This is a genomic window from Chloroflexota bacterium (assembly GCA_026708035.1).
Classification (GTDB): Bacteria; Chloroflexota; UBA11872; order UBA11872; family UBA11872; genus JAJECS01.
The window spans coordinates 250,939-268,856 of sequence record JAPOVQ010000035.1; the positions used below are offsets into that span (position 1 = coordinate 250,939).

Genomic DNA, 17,918 nt, shown 5'->3' on the forward strand with positions numbered 1-17,918 from the left:
CCTCCGAAGCCGTTGGGCCACCGCTAATCGCGCCTTCCTGTAGGCTGCCCTCGTGAACCGGTTGCTCTACGTTCAAGGCGTCCCGTTCTGGCGCAACGTGGTTGTGTTGCGCTGGGCGGTGCAGATCGTCTCCGCGATCCTGGTCATCGCGGTGATCGCGGGATTCTTCGGCAACGTGTCAAGGGAAATCGCCGCGCGGGACATTCCCTTCGGCTATGGCTTCCTCGACCGCGAAGCCCAGATTCCCATCGGCGAATCGATCATTGGCTACCACCCGTCCGACAGCTTCGCCTACGGCTTGCTGGTCGCCGCGCTCAACACCGTCAAAGCCTCGGTGCTGGGCGTCATTCTCGCCACCCTGCTCGGCATCGTGGTCGGCGTGGCGCGCCTCTCGCCCAACTGGCTGCTGAACCGGATCGCCCTCGTCTACATCGAGGTTTTCCGCAACATCCCGCTGCTGGTGCAGCTGCTCTTCTGGTTCCTGATCGTGCTGAGCCTGCCCACGGTGCGCGAGGGCTACGTCGCCTTCGACGCCTTCTATCTCAGCAACAGCGGCGTCAACCTGCCCTGGCCGGTCCCGCAAGACGGATTCTGGCCCTGGGCGCTCGCAACCGTCATCGGCATCGTCGTCGCCGTAATCGTGGCCCGTCGCCTGCATTGGCGCGAAACCGAGACGGGCAAGCCCAGCTATCCCGTTGTCGCCGGGCTCGCGATCACCATTGGCGTGGGCGCGATCGCCTTGCTCTTCCTCGCGCCGATGACCATCGACGTTCCCAGTCCCGAAGGCAGGTTTGGACGCCTGCAAGGCGGCGCCGAGCTCAGCGGCAGCTTCACCGCGCTACTCGTCGGGCTGGTCATGTATACCTCGTCGTTCATTGCCGAGATCGTCAGGGCCGGCATCCAATCCGTCAGCAAGGGGCAGACGGAAGCAGCGCGCTCGGTCGGCATGTCGGGCATGCTCACGCTGCGGCACGTCACGTTTCCGCAGTCCCTGCGCGTCATCATCCCGCCGACCATCAGCCAATATCTGAATCTCACCAAGAACTCGAGCCTCGCGGCCGCCATCGGCTACCCCGACCTGGTGAGCGTCGCGAGCACGATGACGCAGACCGCGCCGGCCATCTCGTTGATTCTGGTCGTCATGCTCACCTATCTCGCCATGAGCTTGACCTATTCGTTGATCGGCAATCTGTATAACCGCGCCATCAGGTTCAAGGGCACATGAGCGCCGTCACCGCCGGGGCCATGGGACGGCCTCCACCCCCTCCGCCCATGACCGTGGGCCCCCTGGGCTGGCTGCGCCAGAATCTCTTCAGCTCCTGGGGCAACAGCCTGGTGACCGTTGTCCTGGCCGTAGTGCTGGGCTGGGCGTTGATCGGCCTCATCAGTTGGGTGATCGTCACCGCCGACTGGTTGGTCATCACCAGCCGCGTGCAGCTCTACCTGGTGGGGCTCTACCCGCAGGTGGACGCCTGGCGGCCCCAGGTCGCCGTGCTCCTGATCAGCGCCTTGCTGGGAATCTCCTGGCGCTCGTGGGGCGGGACGGCTCGCGGCTTCGCCGTCGGCTTGAGCGCCGTGGCCGTGATCGTCGGCGTGATCCCACACGGCTTGCAGCCGCTCAACCGAGCGCTGGTGCTGGCAATCCCCGTGGCGGTCGGCGTGGGCTATTTCCTGGCGGCGAGTTTCTTCGCCGGACGCCCCAGGCGCATCGTCGGCGCCGCGTTCCTGGCCGTGTTTGTCGGCTTGCTGATCATCCGCGGCATCGAAGGTGTGCCCGGCCTCGAGCCCGTCAACACGAACGATGTCGGCGGGCTGCTGCTCAACCTGCTGCTGGCCCTTTTTGGCATCGGCGCCTCGATGCCCATCGGCATCGCGCTGGCGCTGGGACGGCAGAGCAATCTGCCGGTCGTCAAGTGGGCCTGCGTCGCGTTCATCGAAATCATCCGGGGCGTGCCGCTCATCACCCTGCTCTTCATGTCCCGCCACATCCTGCCGCTGACGTTCCCCGAGAACATCAAGATCGACACGCTCTACATCACGGGCATCACCATCATGCTCTTCAGCTCGGCCTATATGGCAGAGAACGTGCGCGGCGGCATGGCCGCGGTCGCTCCCGGGCAGACGGAGGCGGCCCGGGCGCTGGGCCTGCGCGGCTGGCAGACCACCCTGCTCATCACGCTGCCGCAGGGTCTCAGGAACATCATTCCCGCCATCGTGGGGCAGTTCATCAGCCTGTTCAAAGACACCAGCCTGGTCTTCATCATCGGCATGTTGGACCTCGTCGAGATGGGCCGTGTGACGATTCAGTCAAACCTGGAATTCGTCGACAACGGCAGGGAGGTCTATCTGTTCATCGCCGTCGTCTTCTGGATTTTCTGCTTCTCGATGTCGTATGTCAGCCGGCGCATCGAACGCGCGCTTGGCGTGGGCAAACGCTAAAGCGGCCCGCGGGGGAGATTGACCATGGCGGAAACGAGTCAGACGAACGGTTCCACCGGCATGCCGGAAGACAAGGCGGCAATCCTGGAGCTGCCGCTCGAACAGCGCGGCGACATCATCGTCTGCGAAAGCGTCCACAAGTGGTTCGGCGATTTCTGCGCCGTCCGCGATGTGAGCATGCGCGTCAAGCGGGGCGAGGTGGTCGTCATCTTCGGACCCTCGGGATCGGGCAAGTCCACCTTCATCCGCATGATCAACCGGCTCGAAGAGCACCAGCAGGGCCGGATCGTGGTCGACGGCATCGAGATGACCAACGACGTGCGCAACCTCGACGCCATCCGCCGCGAAGTCGGCATGGTGTTTCAGCAGTTCAACCTCTTCCCCCACATGACCGCCATCAACAACATCATGCTGGCGCCGCAGCGGGTGCGGCACATGCCCAGGGACGAAGCGCAGCAGACCGCGCTTCAGCTGCTCGAGCGCGTCGGCATTCCCGAACAGGCGAACAAATATCCGGCCGAACTATCCGGCGGGCAGCAACAACGCGTCGCCATCGCCCGCGCCCTCGCCATGCAGCCGCAGATCATGCTGTTCGACGAGCCGACGTCCGCACTCGACCCGGAAATGATCAAGGAAGTGCTGGACGTGATGCGGGAACTGGCCGCCTCCGGCATGACCATGCTCTGCGTGACCCACGAGATGGGCTTCGCCCGCGAGGTCGCCGACCGCATGGCCTTCTTTGACGAGGGCGCGCTGGTCGAGCTGGGCCCGCCGAGCCAGATCTTCAACAATCCGCAGGAAGAACGCACCCAGCTCTTCCTCGACCAAATCCTGTAGCAGACCTCCGGTCGGGTCTCGCCCTCCGCAAGGAGATCCCTGCGCAACCCCTCCGTCATTCCGGCGAAAACCGGAATCCAGTGCGGCCAAAACTGAAGGCGCGGCTCGGTTGGGGTAGGGGCGGGGCTCAGTCCCGCCCGCACTCTCCGTCATTCCGGCGAAAGCCGGTATCCGGTCCGGCCAAACTTAGCGGCGTGCCGCGACGGTCGGGTACGGGCAACTCTCGGACCCGCCCGCCTACGCCCCCCCAGCCGGCATCTCCCGCACCTGCGTGGCGCCGGCGGCGCGCAGCGTGACGACGTGCGCGGCGTCCACCGATTCGTTGTCCGGCAACGGCGTCTGGCCCTTCTGCGAGCCCAGCTGCGCCACGCTCACGAGACCGCGCATCCTTTCGGTTTCCGCCAGCGCCTCGAGGTCGCCGCCGTAATAGTCGAACCACGGCAGCCCCGCGTCCGAGTAGTCCCGCGCGGTCGGCGGCTCCGTCGGCGGCCGCTCGCCGGTGAGCGCCAGCCACCGGGTGGAGTTGGCGATGGTGACGAAACACCGGCTCGCATGGCGCTGATCCCAAGCGTCGAGCCCGTATTCGTCTTCATAGATCTCCTGCCGCATCCGGCCGCCGGGCGACAGTCCCATTGCCGACTCTGACGCAAGTGGAGCATATAGCGGCCCGTAGTCGACGATCGCCTCACCAGACAGTTCCTCGTACCGCTCGGCTTTCATGGGAAAAGCGATGATCTGCAGGCCGCCGTGCTCGGCGGCGCCGGTTAGTTGCTCCTCAACCGAATAGCCCTCGCCCAATGGCATGGCGACGAATTGCCGCACGATGCCTTTGGCGACGCAGAAGCCGTCCAGCCACGGTTGCTCCGGCAGCACCAGGTAGTCCTGCGGGTCCGTGTTCAGGTGATTTGCCCACGCGTCGCCCGTCAGCGCGCAGGTCTTGCCCGCCGCGATCTTCACGGCAAACGGGTAGCTGTCCGACCCGAAACTGACCCACATGGCCTCGGCCTGGTGCATGGGCATCAGCACGCCGCCGCGCGTCAGCCACTCGCGGGGCGCCCGTCGGGCGTAGTCGTCGAGGTGCCGCAGGGGAAAGCTGCCCAACCCCGGCGGCAGCGGATAGTCCAGCCCGTCGTCCGGAATGCGCAGGGTTCGCTGGAAGTCGATCGAGCAGCGCGCCGCCTCGTGAACCTCGGGGAAACGAAATACCAAAGAGTCATGCTCAAGCGTGATCATCTAAGCCTGGCTCCTCACCAGTCACCGTCGCGCACCTCGCGCACGATGTGAAGGATGGCGTGGTCGGGCGCATCCTTGAGTTGTCGAATCAGTTCCGCGAACAGAGCGGGGCGTTTGCAAATGACGTCCTGGAGGTCCCGCGACACCTTGCCCGCCATCGCCAGGAACACGTCCGGGTCCTGGCCCAATTCCTTGGCCAAACGCACCGTGGTGGCCTCCGACGGCGGCGCCACCTGTCCCCGCTCCACCTTGCTCAGATAGCTGGGCTCGACGCCGATCCGCCGCGCCACCTGGCGCAACGAATAGCGCCGGTCTGACTCCCGGAGACGCTGCCGGCTGGCCGTGGCCGCCTCGCCAAAACGTGTCATAGTTCGTACACAGTACACGCCTACCTGGCATTGTCAAGGGCTGGGCGGCCAGTCGCCTTCGCTCCGTCATTCCGGCGGAAGCCGGAATCCAGTCCGGTCGCACCGAGAGCCGCACGGGTTGGTGGGAGTAGGGGCGAGTCTCACACCCGCCCTTTGCGGTCATGCCAGCGTCTCCGATAGTGGGATCCGACGGCAGTTGAACCTGTTCACGGGCAAGGTGAACCGATTCGCACACCGCCTCTTCATGCAAATGTCTCCAACCACGGAACCCAGCCGCTCGCCTAGGGCCGCAGCCTCGCGTTGAGGTCGCCCTCGAATACCTCATACGCCACCTCGCGGGCTTCTGAAACCTCCACCCGCAGCAGCGGGATGAAGCCCACGTGCTCTTGGGCCACGTAGCTGCCCCGATCCACGGCGCGGATGAGTCGCATCGCGAGCGTCCACCGCCCCGGGTCGAGCGGATCGTCCTCGCCCACGGCGCCATTGGTCCGAGCGCCGGCGGCCAAGCTGCCCGTGCGCGGATCGAATCTGAAATAGGCGTCGACGGCGGCGGGCCGCGAAGAAATCTCGCCGGGAAACCACCGCTCGGCTGAAGGCCGGCCGAACCCCGGATAGACGGGGAGTCCGCCCTCCGTCGTCTCCACGACGATCCAATCCTGTCCCGTCCAGCGGTCCGGCTCCCGGTTATGCAGCGCGAGGGCAAAGCTGAGCCGCCCGTCCGTGGCGACGAGATTGGACAGCCGGACAGTGACGGACCGCCAATCCCCGGGCGTGAACGGCATGAGCGGCGCGATCGCGCCGTCCGGCGAGTAGACCGCCACGCCGTCGTTCCACCAGATCGGCTGCCGCGCCGCCGGCGGGAACATGGATGGCGTGAACCAGTGCGGCACCACAACGACGTCCGGAATGTGCTCGCCCAGCGGCTCGATTCCGAAGTCCGTCCGCATGTGCATGCGGCCCGGGAACACCTCACCCACGAGCCGCGCATGCGCGAGCGTGGATGCGGCGCGCAGGGCGAAGGTCGATTGGATCGCCGGGTCCACATAAGCGACGGCGGACGGCGGCACGGCCCGCCGCAGCGCCTCATAGGACGCCGGGATCGGCGGGGCTTCGAGCTCGAGGAACGCCGGACGCACCCGATAGAGGGCGTCGCCCCCATCCCGAAAGAGAAGTTCGAACAGCTCCGGATCTTGCAGCCAGCGCCTGGCGCGATCCGGCAAACCCTCGATCCAAGCATCCGTGGCGTGCACGTACGCGACGCCCAGGCGCCTCAGGGCGGCAGGTTCGAGGTAGCGCCTGGCGTCCTGGTACTCGGGGCCAACCTCGTAGAGCAGATGTGCCGCCTGGATGAACCCCGACGCGTTGGGACGCCCGGTAGCGGTGGACATGGCCGTCGGCTCCGGGGACAGGATGCGCGCCTCGATATCCGTGTGGTCCCGGATGTAGCCGGCAAGCCGCGCGGACCTCAAGCGCGGGTACACCTCTCGGTGCCACGCACCCATCGCCTCCGCCTCTCGCGCTTCGACGCCCGCGTTGGCGAGCAGCACGCCCTGACTGAGCCCCGGATCGATTGCCCGCAGGGGTGACACCACGGTCGGCCAGGTCATCAGCCCCACGATCGCCGCGCCCGCGGCCCAGCGCCAGCCGGGCCTCAGCGCCCGAAGTCGCGGGCTCACGGCCAGCATCGCCGCCAGCAGCCCGAAGTTTCGCGCGTGCCCGTCGAGCCTGGTGACGTCCTGCTGCCCGATCTCGTATTGCAGCGTCAGCCCGGCAAGGACGAACACGCCGGCGGCGACGACCATCGCCAGACTGAACCGATCTCGCCCTGCCAGGAGGGCGGCGCCGCCGGCCAGCGCCAGAGGTCCCAGGGCCAGCAGGCCCAGCCCGCCGGATAGTGTGGTGAAGGACGCCAGCGGTTGCCGGGCGCTCGTGTCGTCGACCCAGCCGAGCGACAGGGCGCCCGCGTCCTCCCCAAACAGGACGGCCGTGATGATGCCGCCGCCGAAGGCCAGGAGGAGCGCGGCCAGCGCCGGTCCCGCCGCGGCGCGCAGGACACCGCCGGTGATGGCGCGTTCGCGGCGGGATTGCCAGAGCTCGACGGCCTCGAGCAGCCCCCACAGCGCCAAAACGACCGGAGCCACGGCCTCGTCCACCAGCCCCAGGAACCCGACCAGCGCAGCCAACGCGACCCGCCGCGCCCAGTGCCCATCCCCGCCCTGCGTGGCTCGCTCCAGCGCCACCAGCGCCAGGGCGTAGGCCAGCGGAAACGTGGGCTTCCAGACGTTTGGCGGCACGGACTCGCTTGCCCCAAGCCCATCCACGTAGACCGTCCCCAGCGCCGCGCGCAGACCGGCTTCCGGCATCCCGGCAGGGACCGGGACCTGGAGCACACCCGGCGCGGCGAACAACAGCGTTTGCGTCCCGGCCGCCAGCAGCAGCGGCCCAAGCGTCACGACGGCCGGCCAGGAACCGCGCCGGAGCAGCAGCGTCCCCACGACCAGCGCGAAGCTGGTCCAGATGTACGCGCCCAACAGCTCCGTCACGAACGCCGGGTCGGGCCCTACCGGCGGCGTGAGCAGTGCGATCAGCAGGTCGACCCCGTAGTGATAGGGCACGGCCATGCCGGGATTCCACGGCAGTTCCGGCGGATGCGGCCCGCCGGCGCGCATCGCCGCGATGAACCCGTGATGGATGTAGGGGTCGGGATTCGGCATGAGCTGTCGCCCGGCCAGCGCGACCCAAAGCAACGCCAGCACCGCCACCGCGAATCCCGCCGCGACGCGTGGCCGCACCCGGAGGCGCTCGCGCCAACGCCAGGCGATTCCCGCGCCGAGCGCCAGCACGACCACCCAGGCCACCACCGTCCCGCCGAGCCCAGGCCATAGGTAAACGACGAAGTTGGTGACCAGCCCCCAAAGGGCCAGGCCGACCACCAGACCCTGCGCCAGCGCTAGGAGCTCGTCGGTTTGTCCCAGCGCCACCCGCGCCACCGCGAATCCGACGACGGCCAGCACGACAAGCTCTGCCGCCAGCAGCAGCAAGCCTGGAATTACCGCGGAATCAACGATCATGGCGATCCGTTGTGCGACTCGGCATCGTGGAGCCCAGGGTGGGACTCGAACCCACGACCTGCGGTTTACAAAACCGCCGCTCTGCCGATTGAGCTACCTGGGCAGACCGCTGATTTTCATGGCTGCGAACCCGAGAGGCGATGCACCAGTCGCCATCGGTCAGCATAGACGAGCAACCTTCGATCACGGTCGAACCCCACCGGCCGGCCGTGGGCCACGCGAAGTCCGTCATTCCGGCGAAGTGAGAACTTTGAGCAATCCCAGCTGCAAGAGCCTCAGAGTTGGTCCGCTCTCCTCCCCCTTGATGGGACTCTTGCGTCATCCCTCCCGTGGATCCTGGAGAGCCGGTCCGGTCCCCTCTCCCTTGACGGGAGAGGGTTAGGGTGAGGGTGATTCGGGGCCTTGGCACGGGATGTCAACCATATGTGCAAGGGTCTCGGAAGTCGGAGATCCTTCCACTCAAATCAACCAACAGATTGTGGGGTCCCACAGGCGCTGAGTCACCATGCGGCCCGCCGAGGTCAAGGTTCCCCACTACCCCCACCACGTCCACCACTGCGGCTCGACCGCAGTCACGACCAGATCGAGCGCATCTGCCAGACGTCCACCGAGCACACGCCCGCGTCCAGTTGAGCGAACAGCGCCACGCCGCGACTGTCCGAACGCGAAGGGTAGATCCGCTGGGTCAGGCACTGCCGCCCGTTGGCAAACACCTCAACGATTGATCGATCGATGAATATCCGCAACTGCAGCGCCTCGTCTGTGTCCAAATCAAGCGGCGCGTGCTGCACGGCGCGCCCAACCACGTCCGGGGCGGCGCTCGAATCTCCGGGATCGAGGGATATCCGACCCTCGGCACGCGAATAGACGATCCGCGTCTCCTCCGCCCCGTCCGGCGAACGGCCCACGGCGATACCGACTTCGCCCGCGGTCTCGCGCTCGAAGGCCACCGCCACCTCGGAGCAGGATGCATCCACGCCGTCCAACGGCGCCGGCGCTCCCGCTGGCACATGCAAGTCGTCGAAGCGCCGATGAACGCCCCGCAGCGCCTGGAGTTCCGGCACCGGCTCGATTCGCAGCAGGCCGTCGCCGCCGAGCGCGAGCACCCGCGGTAGGCACATCACGCCCGACCAACCCGAAGCCCGTTGGGCGGCCTCCGTGCGGCCCTCGGTCACCCAGCCAAACATGAGGCGGCGGTCGGCGTCGTCGCGCAGCGAAAGCCCGGCGCACAGCGTCCCGCTCTCGAGCGAGAACCCGCCGAAGTTCATGCGGCCATGCCGCCGCGGCACAAACTGCTCTCCTTCCATCGCGCCCACGTAGTACTGCACGCCCCGCTCGTGGCTGGCGAAGAGCAGCACGTGCGCTTCGCCCAATCTGAACAGGTCGGGAACCGCGCAATCGCTCTCGTTGCCCGGCTCATAGAGCAAGCCGCGGTAGTCCCAGTTCACGAAATCCCGCGAGCGGAACAGGAACGCCGTGTCGCCGGCGCCCTCGACCTTGCCGCCGCAGACCAGATACCACGTGTCCCCGTCACGCCACGCGCACGGGTCCCACGCCCGCCACCCGGCCTCCGGGTCGGTCGGATGCGGGATCAGCGGATTGGACGGATGCCGCGACCACGTGCGCAGGCCGTCCGTGCTCGTCGCGACGCAAATGCCGTCGGGATTGCCGTAGTACACCAGCGCCGGCACGCCATCGAGATCGATCGCGCCGCCGCTGTAGCAGCCGCTGCGGTCGGGTCCGCCGGGCTCGGGCGCCAGCGCGATCGGCAAGTCCCGCCAATGCACCAGGTCCCGGCTGACGGCATGGCCCCAATGCATCCGCCGCGGATTGTCATAGGCGTCGTCGGGGTTGTGCTGGTAGAAGAGGTGAAAGGCGCCGTCCCAATGGATCGTCCCGTTCGGATCGCCGAGAAAGTTCGCCGGCGCCGTGAAGTGATACGCGGGACGGTAGCGGTCGTCCGCCAGGCACCGGCGGTTGTCCTCGGCGCTCACAGTCGGCGCCCCGCTCACGGAAGCGTGTGCGTGATCTCTTGAGCAGCGGCTGGAGAGCAAGCCCTTTCCCCTCTCCCGCTAAGAGACCTTTGCGTGAATCGTCCGATGGAGCCCGAAGGGCCGGTCCGATTCCCTCTCCCTTGATGGGAGAGGGTTATCCCTTCTCCCTCGAAGAGACCTTTGCGTGAATCGTCCGATGGAGCCCGAAGGGCCGGTCCGGTTCCCTCTCCCTTGATGGGAGAGGGTTAGGGTGAGGGTGATCCGAGGCCTGGACGTGGGGTGTCGACCCATCATGCAGAGGCTTCCTCGCGCGCGAATACCTAGCCCGACGCAGCCGCCCCAGCCCAGCCCGCAACCAACGGAAACGCGCTGTCCGGAAGTCCGTCGCCAGGGTCCAGCCCCAAGCCGTCGATCACCGGGTGCGGCAGGTGCGGGTCATAGACCGCCGCCGCGTCCACCATCGCCACGCGATGGGCCACGCGCCACTCGTCGGTCAGATTCGGACCAGCCATGTGAAACGTGTAGCCGTTGTGAAACGTGCAATCGCCCGCCTGCAGCGGGATGGTGATTCTCGGCAACCACGCCACCTCGTCCACGTTTTGCAGCGAGCCCTTGGCGATGTCCGGCCGGTGGCCGTGCGCCACCTCCTTGGGCAGGTCCTTCCAGTGCTGGCTGCCCATGGCAAAGCTCATGCAGCCCATCTCGACCGACGTGTCCTGAAGCGCGATCCAGGCGGTGAGCGCGCCGGGCGCGTTGCCCAGCGCCCACAGCGGCATGTCCTGGTGCGGCCGGGTCGGCCCGTCGTTTTGCGGCGGCTTGGCAATGATGTCGTCGTGCCACAGGCGCAGCGGCATCCCCGCCAACCGCTCGGCGGCCGCCCCCAGCCGGGGAAGCATCGTCAGCGCACGCATGGTCTCGTTCCACTTCCACAGCTGCACCCGCTGCTGGTTCGCGCCGTCGATATCCAGTTCGCCCGTCGGCCCCGCCAGCAGCAGCTTCATCCCCTCCTCGCGGTAGGCGGCCGCCTCCTCACAGCTGATGAGTCCCGGCAGCTTCACCGCCCCGTGGACGCGGTAGAAGTCCACCATCGCCTGCGTCACTTCACCCGCTGCCATCGCACATCTCCTTCACCAGCCGCGGTGCCTGGCAGCGTCGCACACTCACGCGTCGGGAATGAACCATTGAAACGCGCGGTAGGGCTTGGTGAAGTTGGCCCCGGCGCCAAACCACAGGTTCGCCTCGTCGTCGGGGAAGTTCTTCACCCGGTTGTTGATGATCACCGGCTGCGGGGCGAAGCCCACGGTGCCGATCACCGTCAGGTGCTCCGCCTGCCACCCGAAGTATTCCTTGCCCCACCTGTCGTAGTCGGGTGTGCCTGGAGCGGACAATTGCCATCGCCATTTGGCCTCGGCGTTGGCCTTGATCTCATCCGGCGGCTCGGGCCCCCATCCGCCGTTGGTGGCGAACCACGCGGTCCACCCGCCCGCCCAGACGGCTCGCTTGCCCTTGTAGCCCCAGACCCACGGGACCCAGCGGGTGAAGTACCCGGTGGCTTCCGTGTGCTCGGTACCGATCATGATCTCGGTGAGCAAGTCCAGGCGCTCCTCGTAGATCGGGCGCTCCATCTGGATCCACCGGGTGTCGAGCCCGACCTCGCGCCAATTCTCGGCCACCAGCTCGGCGATCGCGTCCTTCGGGCCTTCCTGGTCGCCGATCTCCATGATCAGCGTCAAGCGCTCGCCGTCCGGTCGCAAGCGCCAGCCTTGAGCGTCGCGCTGGTTGAGGCCCAAGCCGTCGAGCAACTCGTTGGCCTTGGCCGGGTCGTACTCGGTGTGGATCGTGCCCCAGTGGTTCTCGTAGAACGGGTAGCTCGGGAGGATCGTGCCCTGAAAGGGCGTCGCCAAACCGAAGTACACCGCGTCGTTGATGAGTTCGCGGTCGATGGCCACTGACAGCGCGATGCGGAAGTCGAGCTCCTGGAAGATCTCGGCCACCGCCGCGTCCTTGTACGTCCAGTTGGGCTGGAGCGCCAGTGCCGAGCTTCGGAGCGCCTTGCTGATCAGCGTCCGGTAGTTGCCCGAGGCCTCCCGGTCGCGGTACAGCGGCATGTTGTAGAAGTCGAGCTCGAACTGCCCGAAGTCCAACGATCCCTGCGTCAGACGGATTTGGTAGACCTCTCGGTCCGACAGCAGCTCGAAGTTCAGGCCCTCCACATAGGGAAGCTGGTTCCCCTCCGTGTCGACGATGTGGAAGTACGGGTTGCGGTCGAGCGAGGCCCGGTCCACCGAGTGAGCGGTGAGCATCCACGGCGCCAGCACCGGTCGGTCCACCGCATGCCGGGTGAACCAGGTCTGGTGTGCGCCCCAGCGCATTTTGGCCCGGTACTGCTGCGTCCAATCGTCGAATCCATCCCGTCTGGCCAACCTCTCGGCCTCGGGGTTGAAGTCCGCGTGGAACTGCTCAATGTAGTGCGACGCGATGTAGAACCCGCGCTCACTCCCGCCGCGACCCAGCCGGTCCAGGAAGATCGGCGCCGGGTCCGGATATGAGATCTCGACCGTCAGCTCGTCGGGCGTTTCGACCTTCGGCGGATTGCCGTTGATAGGCGGCCACGGACCACGCGGCTGAAGCTCGGCGTTCAGCATGTAATTGTCGTAGTGCCACTGGAAGTTTTCGGACGTGAACGGGGCCCCGTCCGACCACTTGTGCCCCTGGCGCAGTTCCAAGATGACGGTCGTGCCATCGGAACTCACCTCGTGATGCTTGACGGCGTCGTTGACCAGCGCGGTGCCCGTCATGTCGTAGGCCAGGGTGTCGGTGCGGTTGGCGTTGCCGATGTCCACCGAAATCGCCACGCTGCCAAAGTTCAGGCGGCCGCCGTAAGTGCCGATCGCTTCCCACGGCTGCCAGACCAAAGGCTCAGATGGCAGGCGCTCCTCGACCGGCGGCAACTCACCCGCCGCCACGCGGGCTGCCAGCGACGGCGCTTCCTGAAAGCTCGAGGGAATGAACCCCGTCGCCTCCATGTTGCGGCCTTCGGGAGCCATCGGCCGTTCCGCCACCGCGGCGGTGGGTTCAGCGGCAGGACTAGGCTCAGGGGTAGCAGTAGGTTCAGGGGTAGGACTCGGCTCGACGATCTTTTCGACAATGACTTCTTTGGTCACGACCTTCTCAACGACAACCTCTTTGACTACGACCTTTTCAACCGGCACCTCCTTGATCGTCTCGACCGGGACCTCCTTGATCACCTCGACCGGGACTTCTTTGATCACCTCCTTGATCACTTCTTTGGTGACGACCGTCTCGACCGGGACTTCCTTCACAACCTCCTTGATCTCGGTGACCGTCACGATCTTTTCGACGACTTCGGCTTCGCCACAGGCCGCCAGCGTCGCCGCGCCCACGCTTCCGGCCAATGCCGCCGCGCTTCCCCGGAGCAACGATCGGCGACTGACTGCCTTCGCTCGAGCCATGGACCGCTCCTCCTCCGCCAATCGGATTTCGTAACGCCGCTCTGGAATGCTAGTCACACCGTCGGCCGCGCACAATTCCTGGCAGAGGCGACTTTGAGTCCGTCATTCCGGCGAAGCCCGTCCCCCGCGCGGGCGGGGACCGGGAATCCAACCCCGTGGGTCAATCGATGAATCGAGGGTACCCCTCGGTGCTGGGTCACATGGCGCCACACAGGTGTCAGTGTCGTCCATGCCCCAAAGCCTCAGACCAGCCGGTTGCCACCGCCGTTCAACACATCGCGACGGTCACCCGACCGACGTCAGATCGCTATCCCGGCTTCCGGGCGTGGACCAGGTACATCGGCGTGAAGATGCCCAGCCGGCCCGCCTCAACCATGGCCGTCGCGCAGAGGTTCAGCGTCGCTGCGACGCGAGTCGTGCCCTTCGGCGCAATGCGCAGCGCCTCGAGCGCTCTAACGGAATTGTGCGTGACCCAGCGGCCGAGCCTCGAACTGCGAAAGGCGGCCAGCGAAATCCCCGAACCCACTAGCGGTTCAAACCAGGGGATTGACGGACCGGGTTGCAAGGCAAGATCCCTCGCTTCCAAGACTTCGAAGCCCACCGATCGAAGCGCGTTATCAACGGTTGGCATGTCGTCGATGACGGGCAACCCGCCTCCCAACTGCATGTCATTCTTGAGCTTGACGTGCAGAGGGTCCTGCGCATCGAATCGATCGGTCACGCAGTACTCGTAGGCAGCGAATTCGGCACCCGGCTTCAGCAGGCGAAACACCTCGGCATAGATGCTGACTTTGTCCGGGGCGCAGCACGTGGCCTCGATGGAGTACGCCGCGTCGAACGACTCGTCCGGGGCGTCGACGTCCAGGAAGTCGCAGTGCAGAAACTCGGCCAGGTGCGCCAGCCCTGCTTCATCCACCAGCTTCCGGGCGCGGTCGAGCTGATAGCCGTTGCTGTTGACGCCAATGATCTTCGCGTCGGTAAACCGGGCGATCTCGATCAGCGGACCGCCAACGCCGCACCCGAGATCGGCGACGACCATTCCCGGACCCAGCCCCAACCGGTGCGCCAGGTAGTGCTCGTGGCGCGCCAGCGACGCCTTGAAGCTCTCGCCGGGAACGCGAGGAGCAAAGTGAAACGACCGGCCCCAGCCAAACTCAAAGAAATCCGTTACCAGGTCGTAGTAGAGATTGTTGACCGTGGCGGCGTCGCTGATCTGCGCTACATCGTGTTGGTCAAGCTTGAATCGGCGTTCGTACTCGCTCACCGTCGACGCGACACCCGAAGCGCCTTGGTTGTCCTTGAGTGATTTGGAGAGCTTGACCGCCATCAGAACGCCCCGGCCCGCCCCTTGGCGGATTCGAGCCGAATCAACCTACGGATGGTCCGTCACAGTGTCAATCGTCGGTCCAGTTTCAGCACAGCGGCCAGGGCCGTTCGAATCCGGCGCCAGATCGAACGCCGTTGCTCCGCGAATCGAGGTCCGCGGGGATCGCACGTGCGCCGCTCAGCACCAGGATTCGTCATCCCGCTTTGGAATCCGCACGGCTTCTTCGACCTGAGAAGAGTGCGAGTGCAGGGCGCGTGCGCAAGAAGGTGACGCCATGCTCTCGAAGACCTGGGCCCACCGGGCACGACTACCTTGCCGAACTGGCCGTCCTGTGAACGTGCTCGCGGAGCGCCCCATTGATGTCAGTCTGGTACCCGCGACCGTCGCGAGCATGAGCTTTGAACCACGCAATGATGTCCGCGTCGAGCCTCAGCGTGATCTGCTGCTTCACCGGCCGGTAGAAGACCCCGCGTCTTGAGTCGGACCAGCCGAGGATCTCCGGGGCTTCGGTGGTGTCGATCTCGGCATCCGACATAGTCTCCAATGTCCGAATCTGCTCCTGAACGTCGGGCGGCAGCTCAGGCGTGTCCTTCTTCATAGGCCTCCCTTTCATTTCTCGTCGCCTTACGCGCGGAGATGATGCGCCCGATCGATTCGCCGGTTGCGGTGTCGACTTCGGGCCACGTGTGGACCACCATCACGACTTGCGTGCCAACCATGCCGATGGTTCGCCACCGTTGCTCACCTGGAAATGGATCGTCTCGCGTTGCGGACATTGGATCGTCAAACACGAAGGCGGCAGCCTCGAAACCGAGGCCGTTGCGCTCGAAGATTCGCCCGGTTCTTTGACTGATCCCATGTCCAACGCAAGCGCAGTCACCCTACCTCACACTACGGTATTGTAGTTACCAAAGCGTCGTGACGTAAACACTTGGCAACTGGTCGCTCTGACTCCATCATTCCCACGGAGGCGGAAGTCTAGCGGGAATCGAACCTGCTCGTTGGCACGTAGGGGCGGTTCGCGAACCGCCCGCTCCTCACCGGTCAAGGGTCTCCGAAGGCAGCGATCCGCTCCCGCACATCGAGCGACGAATGGGGAATCCCGCGATCAATCGCTCGGCGATCCCGAATCGCAAGCGCCGGTGACTCTGCCGGCGCGGTGGCGGCGTGCTGGGCGGAGTCGCCAGCCTTGACCCGGCCATGTGCTTCCATAGCGGGTGCGCCGGTGAGCGCACGTGTGAAATGGTGACGCCATGCCCTCGATGACCGGGTCCCGCTTCATCGCCGAGACGCTGCACGGCTACGGCGTCACCGCCGTCTACTTCGTCCCCGGCATCCTGCAGCAGACCCTGGTGGACATGGAACCGCTGGGCATCCGGCGGATCATGTGCCACACCGAGAAGGCCGCCGCTTACATGGCCGATGGCTACGCCCGCGCCGCGCGCCGGCCCGGCGTGGCCTTTGCGCAGTCGGTCGGCGCCGCCAACCTGGCGGCGGGCTTGCAGGATGCGTATCTGGCCCGATCGCCCGTTGTCGCCCTCACCGGTCGCTGGATGCCGGAATATCGCTACCGCCACGCCTACCAGGAAATCGATCACTGGCCGCTCTTCCAGCCCGTCACCAAGTTCAGCGCCTTGGTGGATGGCGCCGCCCAGCTGCCATTGCTGCTGCGCCAGGCGTTCCGCGAGGCCGTTTCCGGCTCACCCGCGCCCGTGCATCTGGACCTTCTCGGCATCGCCGCCGAGCTGATCGAAGAGGACGAGGTAGACGCCGAGGTGATCGTCGACTCGTCGTTCACCGCCTACCCCGCATTCCGACCGCTTCCCGACGACCGCCAGATCCACGCCACGGCGGCTCTGCTCAGCCAAGCCCAGCGTCCGGTCCTTCTGGCCGGCGGCGGCGTCACCGCGTCGCAGGCCGGGCCGGAGATCACCGCGCTGGCCGAGAAGCTCTCGATACCGGTCGTCTCATCGCTCAACGGCAAGGGTTCCATCCCCGAGGATCATCCGCTGTCCGTTGGCGTGCTCGGCACCTACTCGCGCTCCTGCGCCAACCAGGTGGCCTACGAAGCCGACCTGGTGCTGATCGTCGGCAGCCAGACCGGCGGACAGGCCACCCACTTCTGGCGCGTGCCAAAACCGGGCGTCCCGACGATTCAGATCAACGTCGATCCCGCCGAGCTTGGCCGCAACTACCCCAGCCAGGTTGACGTCTTGGCCGACGCCAAGCTCGCGCTGCAACGGCTCATCGACGTCATCGAGCCCGGCCCGGCGGAGACAGACTGGTCGCGCCGCGCCCAACGACTCGTGACCGAGTGGCGCGCCGAATTCCAGCCGCACCGCGACTCCGACGCCTCCCCGATCCGGCCCGAGCGCCTCTGCCGCGAGGTCCAGGACATCCTCCCCACCGACGCAATTCTCGTCTCCGACACCGGGCACGCCGGTATCTGGACCGGCGCCATGATCGACCTCACGCACCGCACCCAGAGCTACCTGCGCTGCGCCGGATCGCTCGGCTGGGGACTCCCGGCGGCCATGGGCGCCAAGTGCGCCGTGCCCGACCGGCCCGTGATCTGCTTCACCGGCGACGGCGGCGTCTGGTACCACCTCGCCGAGCTGGAAACCGCCGTCCGCTGCAACATCAACACCGTCACCGTCATCAACAACAACCGCTCCCTCAACCAGGGCAAAGCCGCGATCGACGACCTCTACGCCGGACGCGACGGCAACCCCGACGAGCTATGGGTGTTCGAAGACATCGACTTCACCAAGATCGCCGAAGCCATGGGCTGCTTCGCCATCCGCGTCACTCGCGCGGAAGACCTGCCCAACGCCCTCGCCACCGCCCTCGACGCCAATCGCCCCGCCGTCGTCGACGTGGTCACCGACATCAACGTCGCTGCGCCGTTGCCGTTCGTCCCGGACTAGCGAAACTGAGGCCTCTACGAGTGGCGCAATCTGCCGTATACGCGGAATTCGCACACTCGACTCAGTTAAGCGGCATTCGCTCGAGGCACCGATTCGCCCGCCGTGAGATTGGGACCACCGAAACCCAAGAGAACGCCCAAATCACACGCGCACCGCGACAATAGTCGCCAACAGCCGTAGCCAGCCTCGAGATCGAACGCAATTGAGGACGGTTGCCCGCAAGATTCTCACCCCAACCCTCTACCAGAG

At 66.1% G+C, this 17,918-nt stretch carries 12 protein-coding genes, 1 tRNA gene and 1 pseudogene; 4 read left to right on the forward strand and 10 right to left on the reverse strand.

Annotation, left to right across the window (positions count from 1 at the left end; all coding sequences use genetic code 11):
• The first annotated feature begins 52 nt into the window (after nucleotides 1-52).
• From OXG33_14885 to OXG33_14895, 3 genes are all read left to right on the forward strand, one after another.
• Nucleotides 53-1,225, forward strand: a complete 1,173-nt coding sequence (locus OXG33_14885) for an ABC transporter permease subunit (GenBank protein MCY4115201.1) — start codon at nucleotides 53-55, stop codon at nucleotides 1,223-1,225.
• The gene (locus OXG33_14890) at nucleotides 1,222-2,439 is read left to right on the forward strand and encodes an amino acid ABC transporter permease (GenBank protein MCY4115202.1); all 1,218 of its coding nucleotides are present in this window, start codon (nucleotides 1,222-1,224) and stop codon (nucleotides 2,437-2,439) included. The genes OXG33_14885 and OXG33_14890 overlap by 4 nt, the downstream gene beginning before the upstream one ends.
• 114 nt (nucleotides 2,440-2,553) lie before the next feature.
• Nucleotides 2,554-3,276, forward strand: a complete 723-nt coding sequence (locus OXG33_14895; GenBank protein ID MCY4115203.1) for an amino acid ABC transporter ATP-binding protein — start codon at nucleotides 2,554-2,556, stop codon at nucleotides 3,274-3,276.
• A 237-nt stretch (nucleotides 3,277-3,513) separates the two neighbouring features.
• Here the strand turns inward: OXG33_14895 and OXG33_14900 are convergent, their stop codons facing one another.
• The 10 genes and pseudogenes from OXG33_14900 to OXG33_14945 all read right to left on the reverse strand — a co-directional run bounded on the left by OXG33_14900 (nucleotide 3,514) and on the right by OXG33_14945 (nucleotide 15,612).
• On the reverse strand, nucleotides 3,514-4,509 hold the full coding sequence (locus OXG33_14900; protein MCY4115204.1) for a hypothetical protein: 996 nt from the start codon (nucleotides 4,507-4,509) through the stop codon (nucleotides 3,514-3,516).
• A gap of 14 nt (nucleotides 4,510-4,523) precedes the next feature.
• Nucleotides 4,524-4,877: a helix-turn-helix transcriptional regulator gene (locus OXG33_14905; GenBank protein ID MCY4115205.1), complete on the reverse strand. Its 354-nt coding sequence runs from the start codon at nucleotides 4,875-4,877 to the stop codon at nucleotides 4,524-4,526.
• Nucleotides 4,878-5,158: 281 nt separating this feature from the next.
• A complete protein-coding gene (locus OXG33_14910) occupies nucleotides 5,159-7,948 on the reverse strand; it encodes a hypothetical protein (protein ID MCY4115206.1) in 2,790 nt (929 codons plus the stop codon).
• A 27-nt stretch (nucleotides 7,949-7,975) separates the two neighbouring features.
• Nucleotides 7,976-8,051: transfer RNA gene (locus OXG33_14915), tRNA-Thr, on the reverse strand.
• Between the two features lie 469 nt (nucleotides 8,052-8,520).
• Nucleotides 8,521-9,942 carry a glycoside hydrolase family 32 protein gene (locus OXG33_14920; protein MCY4115207.1) on the reverse strand — a complete coding sequence of 474 codons (1,422 nt, stop codon included), beginning with the start codon at nucleotides 9,940-9,942 and terminating at the stop codon, nucleotides 8,521-8,523.
• Between the two features lie 320 nt (nucleotides 9,943-10,262).
• Nucleotides 10,263-11,057 carry a phytanoyl-CoA dioxygenase family protein gene (locus OXG33_14925; protein ID MCY4115208.1) on the reverse strand — a complete coding sequence of 265 codons (795 nt, stop codon included), beginning with the start codon at nucleotides 11,055-11,057 and terminating at the stop codon, nucleotides 10,263-10,265.
• A gap of 45 nt (nucleotides 11,058-11,102) precedes the next feature.
• Nucleotides 11,103-13,415, reverse strand: a complete 2,313-nt coding sequence (locus tag OXG33_14930; protein MCY4115209.1) for an ABC transporter substrate-binding protein — start codon at nucleotides 13,413-13,415, stop codon at nucleotides 11,103-11,105.
• 307 nt (nucleotides 13,416-13,722) lie between these two features.
• Nucleotides 13,723-14,742, reverse strand: coding sequence for a methyltransferase domain-containing protein (locus OXG33_14935; protein MCY4115210.1), 1,020 nt, complete (start codon nucleotides 14,740-14,742; stop codon nucleotides 13,723-13,725).
• Between the two features lie 307 nt (nucleotides 14,743-15,049).
• Nucleotides 15,050-15,355, reverse strand: a complete 306-nt coding sequence (locus OXG33_14940) for a BrnA antitoxin family protein (GenBank protein ID MCY4115211.1) — start codon at nucleotides 15,353-15,355, stop codon at nucleotides 15,050-15,052.
• Nucleotides 15,321-15,612: pseudogene (locus OXG33_14945) on the reverse strand (BrnT family toxin). Before OXG33_14945 ends, OXG33_14940 begins: the two are co-directional and overlap by 35 nt.
• Nucleotides 15,613-15,995: 383 nt before the next feature.
• On the opposite strand from OXG33_14945, the gene OXG33_14950 reads away from it, so the two are divergent.
• Nucleotides 15,996-17,669, forward strand: a complete 1,674-nt coding sequence (locus OXG33_14950) for a thiamine pyrophosphate-binding protein (GenBank protein MCY4115212.1) — start codon at nucleotides 15,996-15,998, stop codon at nucleotides 17,667-17,669.
• The last annotated feature ends 249 nt before the right edge of the window (nucleotides 17,670-17,918 follow it).